Here is a 26,107-nt window from a genome sequence, read left to right as displayed (position 1 = left end):
CTATACACTATGTGAATAAGTTGTAAATTTAATAGGTTTGGGCGATGCCAACAAATACTCGAATTCTCGTGGTGGATGATGATCAAGAAATCCGCGAGCTGCTGGAAGAGTACCTCACAAAATCTGGTTTCGATGTTTCTTCTGTGGGAGACGGTGTTGAACTAGAAGCTCATCTGCAAAACCAAGGTTATCCAGACCTGATTCTGCTTGATGTGATGCTACCCGGTGACGACGGTTTTACCTTGTGTAAACGCGTCCGTAAGCAATCGAATGTGCCCATCATCATGCTGACTGCGGTATCGGATGAAACCGACCAGATTATCGGATTAGAAATTGGTGCAGATGATTATATTGCAAAACCGTTTAGCCCTCGCCAGTTAATGGCACGTATCAAAGCGTTATTGCGCCGCGTTCAAGTGGTGGATGACAAGCCAAGTGATGCACTGCCAAAGCAGATTGTTTTTGGTGATTGGACGCTTGATACATTAGCGCATCGAATTTCCCACAATGAAAACTCGGAAGAGATGGATTTGTCGGGCAGTGATTTTTCTCTGTTGATGTTGTTCTTAACTCGCCCTAACGAAGTTCTCGACCGCGACACCATCTCTTTCGCCACCAGAGGCCGGGAAGCGTTGCCTTTTGAACGTGGCATTGATGTGCAGCTTAGTCGCCTGAGAAGCCGATTGGGCGACAGTGGTAAATACCCTCACTACATCAAAACCATGCGCGGCAATGGCTATATCCTCGCTGTGCCTGTTCAGTATGAACACTGATAATCAAGCGCTGTTAATGAACACCTTGCCAATGAAGTATTTTCTATGAACTGGATGAGTCGATTAAAACCAAACTCCTTGGTTGCAAGAACATTGCTACTGACCTTGTTAGCCGTGGTGATTGCTCAGGGGATCGCAACGTCTATTTGGTATAGCGAATCCAAACACAAAGAGTTGGAAGGGATTCGTTCTGCCTCCGAGAGCATGGCTAATATGTTCGCCTCGACAGTGACTTTCTTTCAGTCTCTACCCGTCAAATATCGTCATATCGTATTAGATCAGATCCGCAATATGGGCGGTACGCGCTTCTTCGTCTCTTTCAATAAAGAGGCTTTGATTGTCGAACCGATCCCTGATACCCGTTTAAAAACCGCCTCGATTGAAGCGATAGAGAGTGTTTTGAGTAGCAAGCTCAATAAAGTGGAATCAGTTCGGGTTGATTTCTCTCGCCCTGAACATCTTCGTTTGCTTAAAAATGACATCTACTTGAGCGATCTCCCGCGATCGTGGGCACATCACACACTAACCTTAGAGCCTCTTAATCCGCCGATTTTGGTTGTTCAGATAGAATTAGCCAGTCATGAATGGGTGTATATAGCCGCGTTGTTACCGGCGCCTTACGTCAAACTCGACGATACGATTCTCGGTCGTGAACAGGTGATTTTCTTAGTTTCTTCAACGCTTATTCTGCTGGTTCTAACTTACTTGATGATTCGTCGCCAAGTGCGTCCTCTTAAAAAGTTAGCAAGAGCCGCCAATGAGATGAGTATGGATATTCAGCAGCCGCCACTTAATGAAGAAGGGGCAACGGAACTGGTCACCGCGACTCGGGCCTTTAATCGTATGCAGCAACGTATTCGCCGCTATGTTGCTGACCGAGAACACCTTTTTTCAGCTATCTCCCATGACTTAAAGACTCCGATAACCCGTCTTAGGTTACGTGCTGAGTTATTGGAGAGTGAAGTAAAGAAAGATAAGTTCAACAAAGATCTGGATGAGCTTGAGATGATGGTGAAGGGCGCTTTGCAGGCGGTAAGAGACACCGACTTGCACGAAAATAATGCCGTTATTGATCTCAACGAGATGGTGCTTTCAGTGATTGAATCGCATAACCAGTATCAGACAACGGTTGAGTTTGAGCATGCTTCTGTAGAGCCATTGGTCGCGAAACCACTGGCGATAAAGCGTGTACTGACCAACTTAATCGACAACGCGGTTAAGTATGGCTCATCAGCAGTTGTTGAAATCAGCGGCGATGATCTTTGGGTGGTCGTGACCATTCAAGACCGTGGTCTCGGTATTCCAGAAGATAAGTTAGAGCTAGTCTTTGAGCCTTACTTTAGGTTAGCAACGGATGATCAAGGACACGGTCTTGGCCTCGGGATCTGCCGAAATATCCTGCATGGACACGGCGGAGATCTCATTATTCGCAACTCCTCTCAAGGTGGCTTAGAAGCCAAAGTCTATATCCCGACAGGCTTAGAAGTGTAATGTAACAATTGTGTTACATAAGGCTTACCTTTTGTTTCAATCCTAAAAATCAAAATAAGTAGACTCTTTATTGAACCGGACGTCGAGTCCGCTAAACATGGAAGATTATAATGAAAATCAATAAAACCCTACTTACTCTATCTCTTCTTGCTGCCTCAACATTTTCTCAAGCTGGTGAAGTGGAAGTGCTTCACTGGTGGACTGCCGGTGGCGAAGCGAAATCCGCAGCGGTACTGAAAGAGATGATTGAAGAACAAGGCCATACTTGGAAAGATTTCGCTGTTGCTGGTGGCGGTGGTGAAAGTGCGATGACTGTTTTGAAAACTCGAGCAGTGTCGGGCAACCCGCCATCTGCCGCGCAGATCAAAGGTCATGATATTCAAGAGTGGGGTGGTTTAGGTTTTCTAACGTCTCTCGATGCAACTGCGAAACAAGAAAAATGGGATGAGCTACTGCCAGAAGTTGTCACTAAAGTGATGAAGTGGGATGGCGAATATGTGGCGGTTCCTGTCAACGTTCACCGTGTTAACTGGCTATGGGCGAACCCTGTTGTTTTAGAAAAATCAGGAGTGACGGTTCCAACTACGTTAGATGAGTTCTTTGTTGCCGCAGACAAGATTAAAGCGGCTGGCTTCATTCCACTGGCTCACGGTGGTCAACCTTGGCAAGACGCGACCGTATTCGAAGCGGTGGCTCTTGATGTTCTAGGCAGTGAAGATTACAACAAAGCGTTCGTTGATCTGGATATGGACGTGTTATCTGGCGACAAAATGGTGGAAGTGTTCACCAAGTTCAAAAAGATGCGTGACTACATCGACAGCAACTCTCCAGGTCGTGATTGGAACGTAGCAACTTCAATGGTTATCAATGGCGAAGCCGCGATGCAGATCATGGGTGACTGGGCGAAAGGCGAATTTACTGCGGCAGGCAAAGTACCGGGTAAAGACTACATCTGTGCTCCGGCTCCAGGTACTGATGGTCAATTCACTTTCAACATCGATAGCTTTGCGTTCTTTGAGCTGAATGACAAAGAGAACCAAGAAGCGCAGCAAGATTTAGCGAAAACCATTCTTACTAAAGATTTCCAAGAAGTCTTCAACCTTAACAAGGGTTCTATCCCTGTACGTCTAGATATGGACATGTCTAAGTTTGACCAATGTGCGTTGGATTCAATGGCAACCTTCAAAGCGAGTGCGGAGTCTGGCGATCTTGTTCCGAGTATGGCTCACGGCCTAGCGACAACAAGCTACGCTCAAGGCGCGATTTACGACGTGGTAACCAACTTCTTCAACGAGAAAGATGCCGATCCAAAAGAAGCGGCGGCTAAGTTAGCGAAAGCTGTGAAAGCGGCTATCTAATCTAACTTGATAAGCGACACACAACGCACGTCAGTGACGGGTTGTGTTGCTTTACCAAACCCCCAGGGTGGGTAGGCTCGTAGGGAGCCTATCTACTCTTCACTCCCAATTCTGATATGCGTGATGCTGATGTGGTGCCGAAAGGTAAGCCATCGGCTCGATTGTGCAACAAGGATAAGTTATGGAGCATGTTTTGACTGAGTCGACTCCAAAACCCACAAGGAGCCAGCCTGCACCGAAACCGAGTTTTGCTGACAGGTTGCAACATTGGTTACCTAAAATAGTACTGGCGCCGACCGCGTTAGTGACCGTGGTGTGTATCTACGGCTATATATTTTGGACGGCAGCGCTGTCGTTCACTAACTCTCGATTTCTGCCAAGTTTTAACTTCGTTGGTTTAACCCAATATGAAAAGCTGATGGATAACGATCGCTGGATCACCTCAATCACCAACCTCGGTGTGTTTGGTTTTCTATTTATGGCGATTGCCATCTTACTTGGTGTTGGTTTAGCGGTATTGCTTGACCAGAACATCCGCCAAGAAGGGGCGATTCGTACTATCTATCTCTACCCAATGGCGTTGTCATTCATTGTGACAGGTACGGCGTGGAAATGGATTCTTAATCCAGGTCTTGGTATTGAAAAGCTGATGCAAGATTGGGGATTCACTGACTTCAAATTTGATTGGCTAGTCGACTCTGAAATGTCGGTCTATACCTTGGTTATCGCGGCACTGTGGCAGTCTTCAGGCTTCGTGATGGCGATGTTCTTAGCGGGTCTTCGCGGCATCGATTCATCAATCATCAAAGCGGCACAAATTGATGGAGCAAGCTTACCCACTATCTATCTCAAAATCATTCTGCCTTGCTTGCGCCCTGTGGTTTTCAGCGCGGTGATCATCACGTCACACATTGCGATTAAGAGCTTCGACCTTGTGACCGCAATGACGGCGGGTGGCCCGGGCTATTCATCGGATCTACCTGCACTATTCATGTACGCCCACTCTTTTACTCGTGGTCAAATCGGCCTTGGTGCTGCCAGTGCCATGATGATGCTTGCTGGTATTTTAGCGATTCTCGTGCCTTATCTTTACTCTGAACTTAGGGAGAAAAAGTCATGATGAATAACGTCAACTTTGCTCGAATCTTTATCTATTCAGCACTGCTTTTCTTCTGTTTAGTGTATCTAATGCCATTGTTCGTGATGGTGCTGACCTCATTCAAAACTCTGCCAGATATCAAGGCAGGTAACTTGATGAGTTTGCCAAAAGAGTGGGTGTTCGACGCTTGGTATAAAGCGTGGGACACCGCTTGTACGGGCGTGAAATGTGAAGGTATCAAAGGCTACTTCTGGAACTCGTTCCAAATGGTGATTCCTGCGGTTGCGATTTCAACATTGCTCGGCGCATTCAATGGTTATGTGGTGACGAAGTGGCAATTTAGAGGTTCAAACCTGTTCTTTAGTTTGTTGCTTTTTGGCTGCTTCATTCCATTCCAAGTGGTGCTACTACCAATGGCAACTATGCTCGGCAAGATGGGGCTAGCGAACACAACCATCGGCTTGGTGATTGTGCACGTTATCTACGGTATGGCATTTACCACGCTGTTTTTCCGTAACTTCTATATCTCGATTCCTGATGAATTGATCAAGGCGGCAAAGCTCGATGGTGCTGGCTTCTTTACCATCTTCTTCAAGATCTTATTACCGATCTCAACGCCGATCATCATGGTGACGGTGATCTGGCAGTTCACCGCCATCTGGAACGACTTCTTGTTCGGGGTGGTGTACTCAGGTTCAGAAACTCAGCCAATCACCGTGGCATTAAACAACTTAGTCAACACCAGTACGGGCGTTAAAGAATACAACGTCGATATGGCTGCCGCGATCATCGCCGCCTTGCCAACGCTGTTGGTGTACGTCTTCGCAGGAAAATATTTTGTTCGTGGCCTAACGGCAGGATCAGTAAAAGGATAATTACCCATGGCAACATTAGATTTAAAACAGATCCGTAAAACCTATCGCAACGCGGACAACGAAACGTTAAAGGGCATCGACATTAGTATCGATTCGGGGGAATTTTTGATACTTGTCGGCCCTTCGGGGTGTGGAAAATCCACCCTAATGAACACCATCGCTGGGCTCGAAAATATTAGCTCGGGTGAGATTGTGATTGATGGTGTAGATGTAGCGCAGGTTGAACCTAAAGATCGCGATATCGCGATGGTATTTCAGTCTTACGCGCTTTATCCAAACATGACGGTACGCGGTAATATCGCTTTCGGTTTGAAGATTCGTAAGATGCCTCAGGATGAGATCGATGCAGAAGTGAATCGTGTCGCTGAAATGCTGCAAATAGAACAGTTGCTTGATCGTAAACCGTCGCAACTTTCTGGTGGTCAGCGTCAACGTGTCGCGATGGGACGCGCTCTGGCTCGTCGTCCTAAGCTGTACCTATTTGATGAGCCGCTTTCTAACTTGGATGCCAAGCTACGTGTTGAGATGCGTCATCAGATAAAACGTCTGCACCAGAAGCTGAATACCACGATTGTTTATGTAACCCATGATCAGATTGAGGCAATGACACTGGCGGATCGCATCGCAGTAATGAAAGATGGTGAGCTGCAGCAGCTCGGCACGCCACAAGAGATCTACACCAAACCCAACAATATGTTCGTGGCTGGCTTTATGGGTTCACCGTCAATGAACTTCATTAAAACCATGGTGGACTTGGATGAGGAACAGAATCCGATTATTAAAGTGGTTGGTACCGCAGATCAAGAACACCATATTCGTTTGCCACAAAGTATGCGTGACCAAGATGGCAAAGAGTTGGTGATTGGGCTGCGTCCAGAGCACATTACCGAACAGGAAGGTGATGATGTTTCTGCCTCCACAAAGCTAGACTTACAGCTGGAGGTATTGGAACCGACAGGGCCAGATACCATCGCGATGGTCAAAGTGAATGACCAAGAAGTCGCGTGTCGATTATCGCCGGAATTTGAGGTGTCGGTTGGGCAAATGGCCCCACTGCATTTTGACCTATCCAAAGCCGTATTCTTCGATGCTCAGACGGAAGCGAGAATCGATTTCTAGTCATTGAGTCGGCTTCTGGCTAAACGACAGCTTAAAAATGAAAGGCAGTATCACCAATTAGTCATAACTAACGTGATGCTGCCTTTTTTGTTGTTTTAGCTGCTTTTTATTCCTCACAAAAACAGAGGGATAACCAAGTTAAATGCTTTAACGGCAATAATATCGCGATTTAGTATCTCTTAGCTCTATAAAGCTGACGTAGAACAGCGTAGGATCGACTCAACTTTAGACCAAATACTAGGTTGCACTTTGGTGCATAAACAGAAGAATACATGAAACTAACAGCAAAACCCTCAGCTAGTAACGCTTTACTTATTTCTATAACGACACCGGACTTCAAAGGTGACGAAGCAAAAGAGTCTCTTGCCGAACTTGCTCGCTTAGTAACAACCCTAGGGTTTAAAGTGGTTGGTACTCAATCGCAGCACCACAGTTCAGCTCAACGACAAAACGTGTTGGGTGCTGGTAAGCTTGCGGAAATCGCTCATCTAACTGGTTACCAAGGTTCGATTGAAGAAGCAGAAGATGAAGACTTCCTTGATGAATCAGGTCTATTTGATTCAGAAATCGACGAGCTAGATTTTGATGATCTTCCAACGGGCAATTTCCAATACGGCGCCGCTGATGTTGTGGTCTTTGACTGTGATTTAAGCCCATCTCAACTGCGCACTGTTGAGGCGAGTTTGGGTGTGGAAGTATTTGACCGTACTGGCATCATCATCGAAATCTTCAGCCGTCACGCTCGTACTCGTACTGCTCGTCTGCAAGTTGATATCGCTCGTCTAAACTACTTAGTGCCGCGACTTCGTGAAACGGCTGAGGGTGATAAAGAGCGTCAAATGGGTCAGGGCGCCGGTGAAACTTCACTAGAGCTAGACCGTCGTAACGTACGTGACCAAATTGCTGCGCTTAAGCGTGAGCTAGTAAGCGTACAAGATGAAATGAAGACCCGACGCACAAGGCGCGCGGAGCTTTTCACTGTTGCTTTAGTTGGCTACACCAATGCTGGTAAATCTTCGATGATGCGTGCAATGACCGCAACCGAAGTGGTGGGTGAAGATAAACTGTTCGCAACGCTAGACACCACGGTTCGTGCGCTTCAGCCAATCACTCAACCGCGTATCCTTGTTTCAGATACAGTGGGTTTCATCAAGAAACTGCCACATGATCTGGTTGCATCATTCCACTCAACGCTAGCAGAAGCGCATGATGCTTCACTGCTTTTGTATGTGGTTGATGCTTCTGATGTTTCATTCCGCGCACAACTTGATGTGGTACACGACGTATTAGCACAAGTGGGCGTTGAAGGAAGTGAAAAGCTATTAGTGCTGAATAAGTGCGATAGATTGACTGAAGAACAGCAATTAGAGCTGATCGAAGAATTCCCAGATGCGATGCTAACGTCGACTCGTGATCCGCTAGATATTACGAAGCTGCACAAGTACATCGTTGGTGTTGCTGAAGAAGGCATGATCGAAGAAGAGATCACGATCCCTTATTCTGGCCAAGGCATCATCGGTGAGATTCGCTCAAACATGAGTGTGGTTAAAGAAGAGTACGACTATGAGTGTATTAAGTTGACCGTTCGCTCTAGTGAAATTGACTTAGCTCGACTGAAAAAGCGTATGCAGAAATCTTGATCGTCTATCTAATTTAGATAAGAACGTCCAAAGAAAAAGCGACCTAAGTGGTCGCTTTTTTATTGGTTGAGCTTAATTAACGCTGTATTGAAATGCCTATGCCATTCTTTGAGTTGGCTTCCAACGTGCTAGTTCTGGGTCAAGCTTGATACCTTGAGAGGTCAGCAGGTTAACACGTGCTAAGTAAGCCGCACCGTGCATCAAGTGCTTAGCAAGGTCGACTGCATTACGCTGTTGGTAATCGTCTAGGTAGCTGTCTTTCGCCCATGCGTTGAATGCGCCAAGTGCTGGGCCTGCCCATACTTGGTAATCCATCTCACGACCTTGTTCACCTGTGTTTGACCAACGGCTCGAAAGACCCAAGTACCAGCGGAAGATCAACGCCATTTTACGTTTTGGATTGCCTTCTGCACGTTCGATCTGTTTAGGGTCGCGCTCGTTAAAGTGCGCCACAGTACCAGCCCAAATATCATCCAGTGTTGAACGGAATACTTGCTTCTCTAGCTTTTGACGTTCTTCTACTGGAATCGCTTCAATCGAGTCGTAACGTGTGTAGATCTCGTACAGCTTGTTCGCACGCATTGGGAACAAGGTGCCACGTTTAACCACTTGCAGTTTCACGCCCATTTCGAACATGTCTGCCGCCGGAGCCATAGTCACATCAGCCATTTCGGTTGTCGAAAGCAGCTTACGTGTGTGCTCGCTCGCGCCAGCCTCAACACACGCTTGGTTGATAGAACCGGTAACAATGTATGCCGCACCCATGTTAAACGTTGCTAGAGCAGCGTCAGGCGTACCTACGCCACCACCACAACCGACACGTAGCGGTGTTTTGAATTGGTACTGAGCTTGGATTTGTTCTTTTAGTGCCAGAATCGTTGGCAGTAAGGTAACCAGCGGACGGTTATCGGTGTGACCACCAGAATCGGCTTCTGCAGTAATGTCGTCCGCCATAGGAACAAGCTGTGCTAGCTCCATCTGTTCTGCTGTGATTCTGCCTTCATCAACCAAAGCTTGCAGCATTTTCACAGGAGCAGGCTGCATGAACTTACTTGCGACTTCAGTACGGCTTACCTTAGCAATAACCTTGTTGCCAATCTGAATCTCACCTTGTGCATCGCGGCTAAGGCCCGCAGCACGGTAGTGAACGATTTGCGGTGTTAAACCTAAGAATGCTGAAGCTTCAACTGTTTTCACTTTGTGCTTCAAAAACAGCTCAACACTGCCGCGCTCTAGTGCGGGTTCGCTTGGGCTGTGAATCAGGTTAAACGCGTAAGGACCGTTTGGCAGTGCTGCTTGAATACGGTTAATCGCTTGCTCAACACGAGACGGGATTAAGCCCGCCGCGCCAAATGAACAAAGAATGCCAGCTTGGCCAAGCGCAATCACCAACTCTTCAGATGAAATGCCATTTGCCATTGCGCCAGCGTAGTAAGCGTATTTCACGCCGTGGCAGCGACGAAAATCTTCGTCGCCTAGGCTTTGTGTACCAAGAGCGGGAGCAAAGGCGCTAACAGGTTGGCTGTTAGCCGAGCTTGCTGAATCGCCTGATGCAATCTCAGCTTGTTGGCTTACGCCTAAGCCTTTTTCTGGGTGGTTCACTACGTAACAAGCAAGGCTTAAATCTTTCAAAATTGTCGACATTGCTGCGTTATCGAAATGTGTAGTGTTCTCTTCGATCTGCCAAGGCCACGGAGATAGCTTTTCGTTATTAATTGTAGTTTGAGTTGTCATAATTAATTCTTTCCTAGTTCTCTGTCACTAATGGCGGCTTATGCTTTATCGATAGAAGGAGCTTCTTCTATACAAATCGCAATGTCTTTCACTTCGTAAATACGCAGACCATCTTTGCTCAGGTTTGCGTCGCCAACGATGATGCGTTTGCCGTCTTCGTCTTTAATCGCAGTGATATGTACATCCAGAGACATCTGTTTGTTCAGAGGGTTAATCTGACCACGATATTTCCATTTCACTTCAGATTGGATTTGACCAAACTTAGGATTACGGAAGCCAGCGCCAAGGTCTTTGTTTAGCGCGTAGGTTTGCATCAGTTCGATGATCGCTTCGACACCGAGAGAACCTGGCATTACTGGGTCTTGATGGAAGTGGAACTGGAAGAACCAATCACTTGGGTCAATCGTACGCTCAGCGTATAGGTAACCTAGGCCATCTTTACCACCATCGCTGGTGATCTGCACGGTATCGATAAAGTTCAAGCGACCGCCAGCCAGTTGGTAGTGCTCTTGCACTTCACCAGTAGCAGAAACGGGTGCATTGAAGTAACGCGTCGTTTTGTCTAGTAGGTTGATGTTTACATCCGGCGTGCGGTTGTTATCAACGTGCCAAGGGTGAGTTACTTTACCGTTGTCCAAACCAAGCTGATCTTTCAGTGCTGCGCCCTTGAAGTAACCAAATACCGCTGTACCTTGGTAGAAAGGCACGCCGTCAGTGCTCAGTTCGAAGCTGAAGCTCTGTACGATGTTGGTGCCCATCATAACGGTTGAAAGCAGACGAGAATCGTTGGTGATCGTTTTGCCACGCAAGTCGACGTTACGCAGCATTTTGCCGCTGCCGTCTAGGTTACGGAAAAACAGTTCTTCACCTGGGAAGCCCAATGTTGTTCCCATGTAGCCAGAGATAAAGCCGTTTGGCTGCAGTGAAATCTCCATCAATACCGAGTAAGGCATTAGGGTCTGGTGGCTGTTTTCATCAAAGTACCATGCGTTTTCTGGCACTTCGTACTCTGCGATACACGATGAAGGCTTCTTGAAGTCTCCACGCTTACCGTCGATCTCAACGACACGAGTGGTTAGCTGCAAGTCGCCACACGGAGTACGTGGTGGAATCATGCCACGGTAGATAGAGAAATCAGGACCGAAACATTTCTCGATATCGCCGGTTGCGAATTCGAACATGTGATATGGCGTGAATGGAACTGTATCGGGTGTGCGGTTCGGGTAATCTGGAGTCACCGGTGCTTCAACGTGTTGAAGAGGAATCACGCCTTTGTTTGGAGCTGTTTCTAGGTCTTCAATTTGTGCCATCAACGGCGCATTTGCTGAAGCCTGTTGACTAACGGCTGGTGTATGGCCCAATTTTTCGATAACAGGGGTCGCAACAGCTGTTTCTAAAGAAGGCAGGTAACGAGTACATTCGTCATCTTCTTTGATCATCACACCTAAGTTCTGGAAATCAACAATCACTTTACCGTCCAGCAAAATATCGATGTTGGCTTTCGCGTATGGGCGAGGGCTTAGACCAATCTCGGTCACTTCCATGCGGTACGTCAGTTCTGCCGATTGCGGGAGAACTTGGCCACGACAACGTACTTGTTGAGGGGCATTTTCAAGCGGTTGGAAACGACCATTTTGAACAAGTGTGTGCATGCCAAGGTGCATCATGAAGAATTGCAGCAGTTGACCACAACCTTCTGCCATCAAAGAGCCAGCCATTACTGAGTCATCTTTGAAGTGACACGGGAAGTACCAGTGCTCAGGCTCTAACTGCTTGTGACCTTCAATCAGACCAAGTCCCCATGTGCCGCCTTGCGGTTCAACACGGCTAACCTTTTCGATCATCATGAACTTCTCTGAGCTGAAGCATAGAGAAGACTGGTGGCTATTGGATTGGTGAGTTGGGCCAAAACACTCTGTAATGTTAGCAGTCAGTAGATGACGTAATTCTTGGTGGTTAAACTGCGTTTTAGGGCAGTGCAGCATAGGGTCGAAGCGGTGCTTAGTTGCAAGTTTACGAGCCTTGATTTCATCTTCAGTGTGAATCACACCTTTGCCGTCTGCTAGCTCTTCATCAGTGAAGAAGCCCGCACAGCCGTTATCCATTTTCAGGATCATCTTGTCGCCAACGAAACACTCGTACGAGAAGAAGAACAGCAGCGTGTCGCCATTGCGAGCAAAGTTATTGATTGAGATATCGTAACGCAGCGTATCGCCACCACGAGGCAAGTCGCCAAGGAAGGTCAGCGTACAGTCAAGCAAGCGGTAAACACGCTCGCCTTTGTTTTCGAAATCAATGCCTAGGTAGCTGATCAGCATTAGATCGCATTGACCAGATTCTACCGCCACTGCCCAAGGGATCTGACCATCAACAAGATACGGCGCATCAACTGGGATGTCGTATTCAGTGGTCATTGTGCTTGGCTTGTATTCGTTCACTGTCGCGTTGAGCTTGGTTACACGAGATACCAATAGGTAGTCTGTGGTTGGTAGGCGAACGCGGCGCGAGTAGCTATCGATGATCGCGTAGTCAGGGCCAAATACATTGGCGATGTCGCCTTCAGCGTATTCAACCAAATCATCGTAATCCCAGATACATGGTTTACGGATAGGTTTTACTGGTGCAGGTGTCGCAAGTACGTTGACTGGCGCTGACTGAACCGGAGCCGGTTGAGCTTGAACAGGCTGAGCTAATGTTTGCTGACCGGTTGTTTGTTGGCTAGTCGTTTGTTGAATCAGGGCATTGCTATCTAAACCAGACGTCACTGCGTTTAACTGTGCTTTTAATAGTGCATCAGCCATTTGCATGCCTTGGGCACGAGTGTGTAAGAATGTTTTGTGTACTTGCTGAGCCGCTTGCTGATTTTGAGCAAAAGCTTGGTTGTATGGTGTTACAGACGGCTGTGATGCTGCGTCCGTATTAGCGTCGATATTCGATACGCCATTTTTAGCGGATAGGACATGAGTCATATTGCTGTGGTTACCTGTTAGCTGACTGTGGCGAGTTGGCGCCAGAGTCGGGGATACTGATGTAGGAGTTTCGATGACTGGCTCTACCGCGTTCTGCGCTAATGCTTTCTTCTCTAACTCTTTTTGAGCAAGGGCTGCTTGAATGCTTGCTGTCGTTGGAATCGATGCCACTCTTGCTGCTTGTTTGCCAGAAGCTTTCTGCTGAATCGTTGCCAAGTTAGTTACTGGGGTTTCGGCAATATGTTGATAAATATCGCGTCCACCAAGAGTCACTTGCTTAACCAATTGACGCTTAGCATCACTCGCCAGTTCATTGCTTAAACGAACAGAAAGTGATTGAGATTCAACACTCGATTGGCTTAGTAGCAGCTGTGAACATTGTCCTTCGCTGATGTTGGCAACAATCGCGTTCTTAGAACTGACATTCGGATTCAGAGACTCAAGGTTCAAGTAGAGTAGGCCGTGTAGCAGGCTTGCCATACCAGAGGCTGCAGAGCAGTGACCAACACGCTGACTCGCTTGAGTGGTCTTGGTAACCCCTAAGTTGAGAGATACAAGCTCGCGTGATGAAGATTCAGGTGCATGGTTAAGCTCAAGCAGAGAAACATCGTTTGAGCTCATACCGACCTGAGTCAGTAACTCATCAGCAACGGCATTGTTACGCTCGCTTGAACCAAAGGCCAATGCGTTGATGCTGCCGTAAGCTGTATCTTGGTTGCTCGCCACTCGACTCTCTTCAACAAGAACAATTGCACCAGCGCCTTCGCCCACATTCCAACTGCCGTCTTGCGGTTGTCCGAATTTTGGAGCAAGTGACACTCGGCTCACGCTGTTCTTCAGAATCACATGTTCTGCACTGCCACTAAGGTCAACGGCTGCAATCACGACTGCGTCCATGGATTCTTGCGACATCAGGTTTTGTGCGACATCGATACAACGCGCAACTGACTGTTCAGCGGCTGAAATCGTAAAGGCAGGTCCGTTAAAGTCCCACAATGAAGAGATACGCGAAGCCATGATATTGCCGATGAAACTGGTGTATTGGTTCAGCTTGGCTGCGTCCATCACACTGTCCATCGCGATGGTTTCTAGCGATTGGTATTCATCTTGTGTTAGCTCAATCCCCATGTTGGCAAAGCTGTCAGCCAGTTGGCTATGCAGGTTTACGCGTCCACGGAATTGGTGCATCTCAAGCTCAGTTTCCATCGCTACCAGTACAGCAACCTTTTGGCCTGCTACAAGCTTGGCATCTTTGATCGCTTCGTCTGCAACTTTCATCAGTAGCAACTGCTGAGAGATCAAACGGTCATCTTCATTTGGCGGCACTTTGAAGCGTAGGAAATCGAGATCGAATTGATCGATGTATGCTCCGTTTGGAATGCCGTGTAAACCAAACTGATTCAGTAGTTCTGGATGTTGGTCTAAGCCTTTCCAGCGTTTCTTAGGCAAAGCAATGAAAGCATCGTTGTTGGTTTCAATCGCAGTACTCAGCGCATTGATACTTTGTAGAGAACCGAAGTGAGATGCGAGACCAGTAATACTTAAATTAGACGGTTGTAGGCTTGGAGATGCCGACTCTAGAGTCTGGTTTACATGACTGGTGTCTGAATACGCTTCAAGCAGTAAGTAAGCGTTACAACCACCGAAACCAAATACAGAAACACCCGCGCAGCGCTCTGGGTTACCCGCTTTACTTGGCCAAGGTTGAACCTGGGTTGGTAGAGTCTGTGAGCCGAATAAACCTTCTGGCGACGATAGTGGCTTGTCCAAATTAATACTTGGAGGAAGCACACCTTCTTTCATCGCAAAGATCATCTTCATGATCCCCGGCATACCCGCCGCAGTCAGTAAGTGACCGAGGTTGGACTTCGCAGAGCCAATCAATGGCGGGTTAGAACCATTCAATTTGTCAGCAAAGAAACGCTCCATTGAGGTTAACTCAACCTTGTCACCTAATGGCGTGCCGGTTGCGTGACACTCAATCACTTCAATGCTGTCTGGTGATAGGTTTGAAGCCTCGTAAGCGCGTTCAAAGGCTTGTACTTGTCCTTTGCTATTTGGGCTTAATACGAACTGACCACGGCCATCGTTCGACAAGCCAATACCACTGACGACTGCGTAGATTTTGTCGCCATCACGCTCTGCATCAGCTAAGCGTTTTAGCACTAACACACCAGCGCCTTCGCCAGCAAACAAGCCTTTACTGTTGCTATCAAACGGAACCGAAACACCGTGGTCTGGGTAAGCGTGGAAAATGGAGAAACCCATGTTGATGAAGAATGGGTCAGCACCGGATACCGCGCCTGCCAACATCATGTCGGCTTTGCCTGTGTTCAGGTAATCACACGCTAATTTCAATGAATACACTGAACTTGCACATGCCGCATCTAGGCTAAGTTGCACGTTGCCTAAACCCAATGCATCAGCGACTAACTTAGAGGCGTTGTGTGCTGCTGCACCGTTGATCGGGTTGAGGTCTTGCGCGGTTTCATTGGTTGGTAGCAGTGAAAATTGGTCATTAGCCAATTTATCTTTGAGTGCTTTCTCGACCACCGAGTGATACATCGGCAGGAACAAGTCGTTTGAACGTGTGGTTGGGAACGAAAGGGCACCCATGATCACGCCTGTACGCTCTAAAACATCGGCATTCAGATCAATGCCTGCGTCGACTAACGCCTTACGACTCGTGTCCAAAGCCCATAGGAAACTCTGGTCAACACCGTTGAACGATTCTGCTGTTAAGCGGTAGCCATTGCTATCGAAATTGAAGTTTTCGATGTAGCCGCCTTTATCACAGTAAAAGCGGTCTGACTCACCTTGCACACCCTGATAGCGTTCAGGTTTAGCACCTAACTTTTCAGCGCTTAATGTGGTTCGAGAGTCTTTTTTATTCAGCAAGTTTTGCCAAAAGTCTTTTGGCGTATCGGCTTCAGGGTATTGGTTAGCAATACCGACAATCGCGATCTTATTGCACTTCACTTGCTGTTTGTTCTGAGCCTGATACTGGTTTGATTGAGAACTCATACTAGCTCTCCTTGATGATTCACTGCGCTGCCTTGAGACACACCACTTAATTGCTTAGCGGCGGTGATCTGTTGTTCTAGCCCTTGAATAAGAGGCTCGACAGAGAGTGGAATTTGATGAGTAATGAGCTGACCAATGCATTTGATGAGCGTGACAATATCGTCACCACCCTTGGCATTGGAAGCGATTGTGCAGTATTGGTCGGCTACGTTGTCGCTACGATTGATCTTGTCGATCAATGTGCTGGTTTGACGATCGGCACCTACTTCGACAAACAGACGCGCACCTTGTTGACGTGCACTCTGAATCAACGCAGTGAAATCCAGCGTCGAACAGAAGGTGTCGGCAATCGAAAGGGCGATGCTGTCGCTGTCGATATTGATTGGTGCGCCAGTCGGTAGACCTGCTGCGCTGATAAAGCGGATATGCTTTGGCAATTCGTCGAACAGTGGTTGTGTGTAAAACTCACGCACTTGGCTATGTTGGCTCAATGCTGGTGTAGTGTGCATTGCGGTAACACGGTTAGCGGCAATGCCACGTTTACCCAGTTTCTTGAGCAATGCACGACAGGTGCTTTCACAACCTGCCAGTACGCAAGTATCACCTTGGATGATAGCGAGATAAGCGCGCGGAAACTCTGGTAACAGAGCCTCAATCGCTTGCGCATCACTGCGAACCACAAAGCTATTCCATTGGATGCTTTCGTCGCTGTTTAGCTGCCAATCTTGACGTACTGCGGTGAGTTCGCCAGAAATAGCCGTGGTGAAGATAGGACTGGTTTGAGTCATCTCAATCAGCGCATGTGGGTTTTTCCAAACATTTAAGCTGGCCCACATGGAAGCTTCACCCTTGGAGTAACCCAAGGCGAAGTCTGGCTGCACTTTGAATTCATCACATAGCAGTTGTGTTAACAGATAACTACTGCCGACGCCTGCAATTGCCAATTCACTGAGCGATATTTCTTGCGCGTCTTCAGCATAGATTTTTTCAGCCTGCAGCATCTCTTTCAAGTTACCTTCACGTTCTAAACGAGCAAATAACTGTGGGAAATGGTGGTGAAATTCGCGCAACATGCCGGGATAAACCGTGCCAACACCAGGGTAAACAAATGCAACACCACCTTTGCTTTGAGGCATTGGTGAGAAACAACTGCCCGCAGGAGTCTTGTATTGGCTATTTTCAGCCATTACTTTTGGCAACGCATTTTCTAGCGCTGTGATCTCTTGTAGTACAGCCTCAATTGAAGCCGCTTGAATCACGATGTTCGCACCACGGCCAGCATTGTGTTGAACGCTTTGAAAGTGGCTTAGGTTTGAATGCATCAAGGTGGCGATAGCAAGTTCGCTGTCCGTCGAATCACTAACGCATTTTAGCTCTTCTCTTAACGAGGTTAGCTGAGAAACCAATTCAGCTTGGTCATTGCCAGAAACCACAAACATCAAACGTTCGCTCGATAGCAAGGACTTTGGTTCTTGCAAACCGGTCGCTTGAGTCAATATCAGGCTGGTGGCTTTTTGGCTATCGTCACTGAAAGTTAACGCAGCAACACGTGCTTTGTTCGGCTCAGTGAACCAGTAATGGTTAGGTAATGAACGGCTCGATATCGCATTAACCAAATTCAACAATTCATTAAACTGCTGCGAAGCAGATAGGGCTGAGTATTGCTGTTGATGGCTTAAGTCTGAAGCGGGGCGGCGTGACATATCCAGAGCTAGCTGAATGCTATCTCCGGTAGCTGTATCTACAAAACCCGCTAAATTCGCGTGTGGGTGAATCTTATTCTTAGCCGCGGTCAGTGCACTCAACATCACCAATGATGGTGAGTGAGAATCCAAACAAAGCTTAACAACATTACCTTGATTGACTGTCTCGATGGCGTGAGTAAGTGCTTGATTAAAATTGCCATCAACCACAACCGTTACCATCTCTGGAAGCGAAAGGAATAAGTCGGCAGAAAGCTCAGCCGCGTTTGCTGGCTGAGCTAAAAGAGCGATGCGCAATGGCATCGCTTTATTCGTAGGAACAGTCACTATGACAATTGCTCCTTTTCTGCGTTCTTAGTCGCCTCTTTCTTTGATACTGCTGAGCTAGACTTCGGCAAAAATGCGTCGTTTAAGCTCTTGCTGATGGTGACTTTGGCACCTTTCATTACTGCGCTTAAACGACCATCTTGGTGGTAAAGCGAGATATCAGCTTGCAGCGAACGAGCCGTGCTTTTTATCACGTTCAGCTCTAGCCAACCTTGGTCACCATTGTGCATTGGTGCGTAACAAATAAACTCACCGATTGCAGACGGTAGGCTTGCCGCGCCGTATTTCAATCGAGCCCATACCAGCATTGCTTGCAACAGATAATCTTCAGCAAATGGTTGGCTAGCGCCAAAGCCTTGCTTAGGAATAAATGATCCGCAGTCGCTGTTTTCAATCTGAGGCAACTGGCATTGAGCCAATAAGCCTAAGCCGTCAAAGCGTTCGACTGAGGTAATACCTTGTAGTCTGGGTCCATGAAACAGAGTGCCGTCACTGTATAGAGCTTGTGCCGTTGTTACAGGTGCTGAAGTGTTGGCTTCAAAGCGCTTTGTCGACGCTTGTTGAACATATTCAGACACTTGCACAGAGGCAACTTGCAACTGAGCTTGATACTGTGGCCGCCCTTGGCAGCTGATTACTGCTTTTAGCTGATCTTTTGATTTAGCGTCTGAAGACAAGACAAGTGTTAGCTCTTGCACTTCATCAGTATCAAAAATCACACCCTTAAGCAGTTTGTAGTTGTGAACGCTAACGTTCACCCCTAACAGTTGCTCTGCCACTTCACGCATCCATTGGATGGCACACACTGTCGGTAACACTGGGTTACCGGCAATGCAGTGATCTTGAATGAAAGGCAAAGCTTTAGGATCAAGATGACGTGTCACAGTGATGCTTGTATTCAGCGGACTCTTTGCAAGATGCACAGACTCCGCATTAAGCTTTTTTACAGCAGCTTCCTTGTTGTCAGTACCTTGCATGCTCGTACCAACCAGCAGTTGAATGCCAGTTTCGTTCAGTAGTTGAGAACTAAACAGCTCTGCACCTGCCTGAAGAGGAATTACGTACACGCCGCGCTCTGTGAACATACGTTTCAGTGCCGCGTTGACCATGCCGCCGTCCCACGGTCCCCAGTTGAAGCTCATCACTTTCGCTTGAGGGTTACGCGCAGACAATTGTAGAGCCGCTTTGTTTAGGATCTCGTTAGACATCGAGTAATCGCTTTGGCCTGTGTTTCCGTAGAAGCCCGCCGCCGAAGAGAACATCGCAATCAACTTAAGCTTGCTGCTATCAAGATCACCAAGAACCGCTTCTAGCCCGCCCACTTTCGTGCCGTAAACCATGTTCAGTTCATCAAGCGTTTTATCTTGAATGTGCTTGTCAGCCAGTACGCCTGCACCGTGGATAAGACCTGTGATGCTTTCGAAATTCGCCAGCGTTTTCGCTACTGACTCATGGTTCGATACATCTAGGCTTAGGTATTCAGCGCTCGCGCCAATCTCGTTGAAAGCGGCAAGTGCTGCGTTGATTTCAAGGCTGCTCAATACAGGTTTTAGCAAGGTATCAACTTTCTTTGGCGTTGGTTTGTTACCTGTTGCTTGTAGGTGAGCAATAGCCGCTGGTTTTAGCTCTTTCTCTTGCTTGCCTTGTGCCCACTGAGGTAGCTCAGCTGAAGTAATATGCTTACTACGACCTGCAAGAATGAAGTGAGACTTACATTGTTTAGCAAGCGTCAGTGCACATTCAAACGTCACGCCTTTAGCGCCACCAGTTACGAGAACTTTGTCGCTCTTGGTGAGTTGAGCGCCTGTGTTTTTGGTTTGTGCAGTACCTGGTGTTGCCGCAATTAATGTTGCACGACCAGATTCACTGTTTTCCGCATGGCTAAGGCCGATTTCAACCGTGTTGGTATCGATATCGAATAGTTCGCCTGTGATTGCTTCAGCTAGGTGACGAGCATCAATCGAAGCGTCAGCATCCAATGCGCGGCAGAACACGTTTGACCATTCATGGCTCAGTGTCTTAGTTAGACCAGATAGAGCCGCTTGGTTAAGTTCTGCATTCGCTAATTGCTTAGTATCTAGGTAACCAAAGCCACCATCAATACGGCTCAGTGTGAAGAACACGCTACGACCAGAAACGGCATTCAGCTGACCATTTAGGTGCTTGGCGAATAAGAACGCTGTGGTTAGTGAAGCTCTTGAGTCTGCATTCAAGTTAACCGCTTGCTCGTTGCTTTGTTTCGTATCAACGATAGCTTGTAAATGAATGAAGCCAGCAATCACTTTGTTCGACGTTTTAAGGTCTGCTTCGATGTCGTTAATAACCGCAGTCACACCCGCATCATCGACGCTGTTGAGTGTGTAGCTTGCGATTTCACTGTTTAAAGGTGACGCGGCAGAAAGAGCACTACGCACTACAGCAACTTGAATGCCGTTAGCGGTCAACTTTTCTGCTAGAACACCGGCGTTGTGACCATCATCTGTGATCACGACACAAGCGTCTTTTGAGAAACAATCGACGAGTTTATCTGCCGCTGGTAGCTTTTTTAGCGCCACCTCATTGTGTGGAGGAAGTTCCGCTGTCGCTGTTTCCGCGATAGGCGTTACTGATTCAGCTTTTGGAGTCGCTATGGGTGCAGCTGCGGATAGCTTGCTTTGCATATAAGTAACGATTTCACCAAGCGTACGACACTCAGCTAGGTCTTCAGGGTTCAGTTCTGGCAGCGTTGGTAGCTGGTCTTGAACTGTACCTAGGATCTCAACGCGTTTGATTGAGTCGATACCAAGGTCTGCTTCCATGTCCATCGCTAGGTCGAGCATTTCTGCTGGGTAGCCAGTTTTGTCGGCAACCACTTCCATCATTGTTGATTGAACGTGAGCAGGGTTTAGGTCGTTGCTCGCACTTTCTACAGCGGCTGTAGCTGCTTCTGGAGCAGGTGCTGCGTTAGGAGCTTCATTAGCGCCTAGCTTGCTGTTCATGTAAGCAACGATTTCGCCTAGTGTACGACACTCAGCTAGATCTTCAGGGTTTAGCTCTGGCAATGTTGGTAGCTGGTCTTGAACTGTACCAAGGATCTCAACACGTTTGATTGAGTCGATGCCAAGGTCAGCTTCCATATCCATTGCTAGGTCTAGCATTTCTGTTGGGTAGCCAGTTTTATCCGCTACTACGCTCAGCATTGTGCCTTGAACTTGCTCGGCGTTTAAACCGTTTGAGACTGCTTGCGCTGGTGCAGATACTTGAGCTGCTGCTGGAGCAGAAGCCGGAAGCTTGCTGTTCATGTAGGCTACGATTTCGCCTAGAGTGCGACATTCAGCCAAGTCTTCAGGGTTTAGCTCTGGAAGAGTCGGTAGTTCGTCTTGAACCGTACCTAGAATTTCAACACGCTTGATTGAGTCGATACCAAGGTCAGCTTCCATGTCCATTGCAAGGTCTAGCATTTCAGTCGGGTAGCCCGTCTTCTCTGCGACTACTTCTAACATGGTTTTCTGAACGACAGCTGCATCTAGGCCATTGCTAGCTGTTGCTGGAGCAACTACTGCTGCTTGTGAAGACATGGGAGCAGAAGCTGGAAGCTTGCTGTTCATGTAAGCAACGATTTCGCCAAGAGTACGACACTCTGCTAAGTCTTCAGGATTTAGCTCTGGAAGAGTAGGCAGTTCATCTTGAACCGTACCAAGAATCTCAACACGTTTGATTGAGTCGATACCAAGGTCTGCTTCCATATCCATTTCTAGATCAAGCATTTCCGTTGGGTAACCTGTCTTCTCAGCAACCACTTCTAGCATCACTTTTTCAGCATCGGCTGATTGTACTGCTACTGGTGCAGCCACAGGAGCTGGTTGCGCTTTAACTGGCACAGGTTGAGCTGCAACAGACGCTGCCGCTTGAGCCGCTACTTGTGGTGTAGGAGCTGCTTTCTGTACTGGTGTAACTTGAACAGACTGAGCTTGAACTGGCGCGGCTTGTACAGGAGTCGCTTGTACTTGAGCTACAGGCTGTTGAACGATAGTTGTTGGAGTCGCTTGAATCGCTGGCTGAGCATTTACAGAAGCAACGAAGGTTGGTTGTGCCGTTTGTACTGAACCTTGCGTCAGCATATTAAGTGCTGAGTTGTTGCTGTGCGCTTGCATTTCTAGGTAATGAGCGTGAGCTTTTAGCGTTTCAGCTTGGTGCTGGTGGAACATCTCCATAGAACGCTGTAGGTTCTCAGGAATTGCTACGCCTGCTGTTGCCATTTTCGCTTGCTCAGACATTAGGGTGTTGAACGTGTCACCGTATTGCTGAGGAATCGCAAGGAACTGCTGATGTACTTCTGCTGCTTGTTGTTGAGCATTGAAGAACGACTGCAATGAAGACTCATCTACTGTTACTTGGGCTGTTGGCTGACTAGTCGCTGGGGCAGTTTGAACCACTTGTGATTGCGGAGCTGCTGTTGCCACTTGTGCACTTGGTGCTGGAGCAGCTGACTGTTGTACATTTGAAGCTTGAGGAGCAGCCACAGGTACTTCAACGATTTCTGTTTTAATCACTTCTTTTTCCACGATTTTCTCGACTTCAACTTTCACTTCAACAATCTCAGCCTTTTCGGTGACGTTGCCCGAAGCCAATGATTGAGCCATTTTCTTACGAGTAGCAGGGCTGATGTAGTTGGTTGCATTCAGCTTGATGTTCATTGGTGATGCCTTTGCAGGTTCAGCAATGTCAGCTTGGTAAGGGTCAATGTTGTCTAATGAGACACCTGCCACGCACAGTTGAACCGCAGCTAAACGAAGCTGTTGGTCACTGTCGCCTTTAGGGCTTGGGTTGATACTGATTGCGTAAAGCTCTTCGTTCTTATCAGCCAATGTTTTCTCAACCAGCTTTTGAAGAATGTTCTTAGGACCGAACTCAACGAATACACGCGCACCGGCTTCATACATCGCTTCAATTTGCTCGCTGAAACGAACCGATTGCAGCATGTGTTGCTTGAACGCTTTCTTGATCGCTTTCGCGTCTTTGCTGTGCAGTTTGCCCGTTGCGTTTGAGTAAAGCGGTAGCGTTGGAGCGCTGAATGAAGCTTTATCAATTGCAGCAGCAAATGGTTTTTGAGCGTGAGCAACAAGCGGTGTGTGGAAAGCACCAGACACTGGCAGAGCAATCGCTTTGAAGCCTTGTTCAGTTAGCGCTTGTGCTGCTTGTTGAACCGTCGCCGTTGGACCTGCAATAACCAATTGAGTCGGAGCGTTGTAGTTGGCAATGCTCACACCTTCGAATTGGCTGATGCAGCTTTCAACGGCTGGAAGCTTGTCTGCGTCTAGGATGACCGCAAACATAGTACCGCTGTCGCCTTGTTCTGGTGTCGCCGCCATCGCATCGCCACGAGCGAAAGCTAGCTGGTAGTAATCGTCTTGCGAGATAACACCCGATGCACATAGTGCGCTTAGCTCACCAAAGCTGTGGCCTGCGACCATGTCGGCTTTGAAGCCAGCTTGAGTCATGATGTCGAACTGACCCATAGACACAGTACCAATCGCACTTTGCGCATTGGCCGTGTTGGTTAGCACCGCTTCTTGAGCTTTGGTTGCTTCTGGTGTGAAGGTTGGAATTGGGAACAGAATTTGCGATAGAGCCGTTTTCTTGTGTTGACCAAATACCTGATCCGCTTGAGCAAGCTGTTGACGCATCTCAGGGTAATGACAAGCAAGCTCGCGACCCATGTTTAGGTATTGCGAACCTTGACCTGCAAATAATGCAGCCACTTTACCAGCACCGTTTTCAGCAATCAGTGCTGATTCACGGTAGCTAGTACCGTTTGGCATCTGCCAATGTGTTTTGGTTTGGCTCTCAAGCATAGAAACCGCTTGAGTCAGTTGCGCTTGAAGGTCTGCTTGGTCAGTGACAACTAAACCAATACGAGCATGCTTAGCATCAACTTCGCGTAGAGCGTGTTGTTCAGCAAGCGCTTCCAGTTTGAACGCAGCGTCTGCAGCTTGAGTTGAAACCTGCTTGAGCTCATTGATCAGTGCTTGACGAGATTCTGCGCTGAATAACAGCGTTTGCGGCACTTGGCGCTGACGGTATTTGTCACCGCGAGCGTGCTCTGGTGTGTACTCTTCCAATACAACGTGGAAGTTAGTGCCACCAAAACCGAATGAGCTGATACCTGCACGGCGTGGTGTGCCGTCGACACGTTTCATCCAAGGACGCGTTTGTGTGTTTAGGTAGAACGGCGAGTTTTCGATATCCAGTTTAGGATTCGGAGCCGATACGTTAATCGTTGGCGGCAGTACTTTGTGGTGCAGTGCTAAGGCAGCTTTGATTAAACCTGCAGTACCCGCGGTTGATTTGGTGTGACCAATCTGAGATTTCACAGAGCCTAACGCAATGTGTTGCTTCTCTTCATTGTTCTCACTGAATACCGAGTTTAAGCCACCAAATTCAGCAACATCGCCAGCTGCTGTACCTGTGCCGTGCGCTTCTAGTAGGCCAAGCGTGTGCGGTGCGAAACCAGCATCATCGTAAGCACGTTTCAGTGCCTTTGCTTGTCCTTCAGGGCGAGGTGCGTAAATACTCTTGAACTTACCATCCGAAGAAGAACCGACACCTTTAATCACTGAGTAGATTCTGTCGCCGTCACGTTCAGCATCTTCAAGGCGCTTAAGAGCAACCATGCCGATGCCTTCACCAATCATCATGCCTTTTGAATCGATGTCGAAAGGTTGAATGGTTTCGTTTGTAGTGAATGCTGGGGTTTTAGAGAAGCTCATGTACATGGTTGGTGAGTTATCAGTACACACACCACCAGTGATCATCATTTCACTGCGGCCTTCAACTAGCTCGCTCAGTGCCATGCGCATTGCGGCTAGAGAACCTGCACACGCAGCATCTACCACACAGTTGATGCCACCAAGGTCAAAGCGGTTAGCAATACGACCTGAAATTACGTTACCCAATGAACCAGGGAATGAGTTTTCTTCCCAGTGGATATATTGGTCTTGGAACTTTTTGATCAGCATTTCGCTGTCTTCGTCGTTGATGCCACTGCTCTTGAAGACTTTTTTCAAAACAGGGTATTGAAGACGAGCATTTAGGCTTTGAGCGATCTTCTGACCACCACCAACACCGAGCGTGATACCGATCTTATCGCGATCGTAGCCTTCAGGCAGCTTGGCATCTTCAAGTACTTCTTTTGCCACGATCAAAGAAAGTAGCTGTGAAGTGTCTGTCAGTTCTAGGATATTTGGCGGAAGACCGAACTCCAGAGGGTTGAAGTCTACTTCAGGGATGAAACCGCCGCGCTTACAGTAAGACTTGTCTGGCGTAGTACGATCTGAATCGTAGTAATCTTCTGGACGCCAGTGCGTATCTGGTACTTCGGTAATTGCATCGATCTTTTCACTGATCAAATCCCAGAACTTGTTTAAGTAACGAGAGTTCGCAAACATGCTTGCCATACCAACGATAGCAATAGGCATGTCTTTAAGACGTTTATTAAGTCGAGTGTCGTCGACTGATTCCGGTGTATTTTTTTCGGGTTGGCTCATTATGAGTCTCCACTAGAAATCACAGAAAGTGATGTCGTGTTTTGATGCTGCGCTTTTAAAGCTATAGGAAGAAAATCTGAAGCAGATTTAGGGAAGCGCAGCTGAAAATTCAGGTTGCTGAGTGGCGGCAACCAGATAGAAGTTAGGCCTTCAAAGTGCGTTGACTTACGGAAATTGAGAACGTGTTTCATGCGCGGGAGAGGCATTCGAATGTGAGGGTAGTGTCCATTAAAATCCTGTCCAAAGTACTGCTTTTGTTAAAGCAGATATCCGCAATAAAAACATGTGAATTTGTTTAATGGTTGAGCAGGCTACCCGAGGTACGTAATCGATACAATGCTCCTAAAGGCCGCCACGATCTGTTCAGACCAGATGAATTGAGTGTGTTTTTATATTTTGTGTTTTAATTAAATTTAACTTATTGATATTTAAGGAGTATAGGTGGTTTTTTAGTTTTTATACTCTATTT

11 protein-coding genes are annotated in these 26,107 nt (G+C 47.5%); 7 read left to right on the top strand and 4 right to left on the bottom strand.

What is annotated here, in order from left to right; genetic code table 11:
- The first annotated feature begins 44 nt into the window (after positions 1 to 44).
- From ACED48_RS15090 to hflX, 7 genes are all read left to right on the top strand, one after another.
- Positions 45 to 773 (top strand): response regulator, encoded by a 729-nt coding sequence (locus tag ACED48_RS15090; protein WP_017056919.1) that lies wholly within the window; start codon positions 45 to 47, stop codon positions 771 to 773.
- A gap of 45 nt (positions 774 to 818) precedes the next feature.
- Positions 819 to 2,264 carry an ATP-binding protein gene (locus ACED48_RS15085; RefSeq protein WP_017056920.1) on the top strand — a complete coding sequence of 482 codons (1,446 nt, stop codon included), beginning with the start codon at positions 819 to 821 and terminating at the stop codon, positions 2,262 to 2,264.
- A gap of 110 nt (positions 2,265 to 2,374) precedes the next feature.
- Positions 2,375 to 3,622, top strand: a complete 1,248-nt coding sequence (locus ACED48_RS15080) for an ABC transporter substrate-binding protein (protein WP_017056921.1) — start codon at positions 2,375 to 2,377, stop codon at positions 3,620 to 3,622.
- Between the two features lie 181 nt (positions 3,623 to 3,803).
- A complete protein-coding gene (locus ACED48_RS15075) occupies positions 3,804 to 4,742 on the top strand; it encodes a carbohydrate ABC transporter permease (protein ID WP_009848503.1) in 939 nt (312 codons plus the stop codon).
- Positions 4,739 to 5,596, top strand: coding sequence for a carbohydrate ABC transporter permease (locus ACED48_RS15070; RefSeq protein WP_017056922.1), 858 nt, complete (start codon positions 4,739 to 4,741; stop codon positions 5,594 to 5,596). The genes ACED48_RS15075 and ACED48_RS15070 overlap by 4 nt, the downstream gene beginning before the upstream one ends.
- Positions 5,597 to 5,602: 6 nt before the next feature.
- Positions 5,603 to 6,715, top strand: coding sequence for an ABC transporter ATP-binding protein (locus ACED48_RS15065; RefSeq protein ID WP_017056923.1), 1,113 nt, complete (start codon positions 5,603 to 5,605; stop codon positions 6,713 to 6,715).
- A gap of 272 nt (positions 6,716 to 6,987) precedes the next feature.
- Entirely contained in the window at positions 6,988 to 8,355 is a 1,368-nt protein-coding gene (hflX, locus tag ACED48_RS15060; protein WP_017056924.1) for a GTPase HflX, read from the top strand.
- Between the two features lie 96 nt (positions 8,356 to 8,451).
- Here the strand turns inward: hflX and pfaD are convergent, their stop codons facing one another.
- Genes pfaD through ACED48_RS15040 form a run of 4 tightly spaced genes read right to left on the bottom strand, consistent with a single transcriptional unit; the run spans position 8,452 to position 25,638 of the window.
- Positions 8,452 to 10,089 (bottom strand): eicosapentaenoate synthase subunit PfaD, encoded by a 1,638-nt coding sequence (gene pfaD, locus ACED48_RS15055; protein ID WP_017056925.1) that lies wholly within the window; start codon positions 10,087 to 10,089, stop codon positions 8,452 to 8,454.
- 38 nt (positions 10,090 to 10,127) lie between these two features.
- Entirely contained in the window at positions 10,128 to 16,082 is a 5,955-nt protein-coding gene (locus tag ACED48_RS15050) for a beta-ketoacyl synthase N-terminal-like domain-containing protein (RefSeq protein WP_017056926.1), read from the bottom strand.
- Positions 16,079 to 18,112, bottom strand: coding sequence for a PfaB family protein (locus tag ACED48_RS15045; RefSeq protein ID WP_017056927.1), 2,034 nt, complete (start codon positions 18,110 to 18,112; stop codon positions 16,079 to 16,081). The genes ACED48_RS15050 and ACED48_RS15045 overlap by 4 nt, the downstream gene beginning before the upstream one ends.
- Positions 18,112 to 25,638, bottom strand: coding sequence for a type I polyketide synthase (locus tag ACED48_RS15040; RefSeq protein ID WP_017056928.1), 7,527 nt, complete (start codon positions 25,636 to 25,638; stop codon positions 18,112 to 18,114). Before ACED48_RS15040 ends, ACED48_RS15045 begins: the two co-directional genes overlap by 1 nt.
- Positions 25,639 to 26,107 lie beyond the last annotated feature (469 nt).

This window comes from Vibrio sp. 5S239, assembly GCF_041439575.1.
Lineage (GTDB): Bacteria > Pseudomonadota > Gammaproteobacteria > Enterobacterales > Vibrionaceae > Vibrio > Vibrio kanaloae.
The sequence above is the reverse complement of the archived record's forward strand: the minus strand, read 5'-3'. Positions and strand labels throughout refer to the sequence as shown.

Excerpts from the sequence above, each read along its gene's own strand:
- ACED48_RS15075 (WP_009848503.1), top strand. The coding sequence starts at position 3,804 with ATGGAGCATGTTTTGACTGAGTCGACTCCAAAACCCACAAGGAGCCAG.
- pfaD (WP_017056925.1), bottom strand. The coding sequence starts at position 10,089 with ATGACAACTCAAACTACAATTAATAACGAAAAGCTATCTCCGTGGCCT.
- ACED48_RS15065 (WP_017056923.1), top strand. The coding sequence starts at position 5,603 with ATGGCAACATTAGATTTAAAACAGATCCGTAAAACCTATCGCAACGCG.
- ACED48_RS15090 (WP_017056919.1), top strand. The coding sequence starts at position 45 with ATGCCAACAAATACTCGAATTCTCGTGGTGGATGATGATCAAGAAATC.
- ACED48_RS15050 (WP_017056926.1), bottom strand. The coding sequence starts at position 16,082 with ATGAGTTCTCAATCAAACCAGTATCAGGCTCAGAACAAACAGCAAGTG.
- hflX (WP_017056924.1), top strand. The coding sequence starts at position 6,988 with ATGAAACTAACAGCAAAACCCTCAGCTAGTAACGCTTTACTTATTTCT.
- ACED48_RS15040 (WP_017056928.1), bottom strand. The coding sequence starts at position 25,638 with ATGAGCCAACCCGAAAAAAATACACCGGAATCAGTCGACGACACTCGA.
- ACED48_RS15070 (WP_017056922.1), top strand. The coding sequence starts at position 4,739 with ATGATGAATAACGTCAACTTTGCTCGAATCTTTATCTATTCAGCACTG.
- ACED48_RS15085 (WP_017056920.1), top strand. The coding sequence starts at position 819 with ATGAACTGGATGAGTCGATTAAAACCAAACTCCTTGGTTGCAAGAACA.
- ACED48_RS15080 (WP_017056921.1), top strand. The coding sequence starts at position 2,375 with ATGAAAATCAATAAAACCCTACTTACTCTATCTCTTCTTGCTGCCTCA.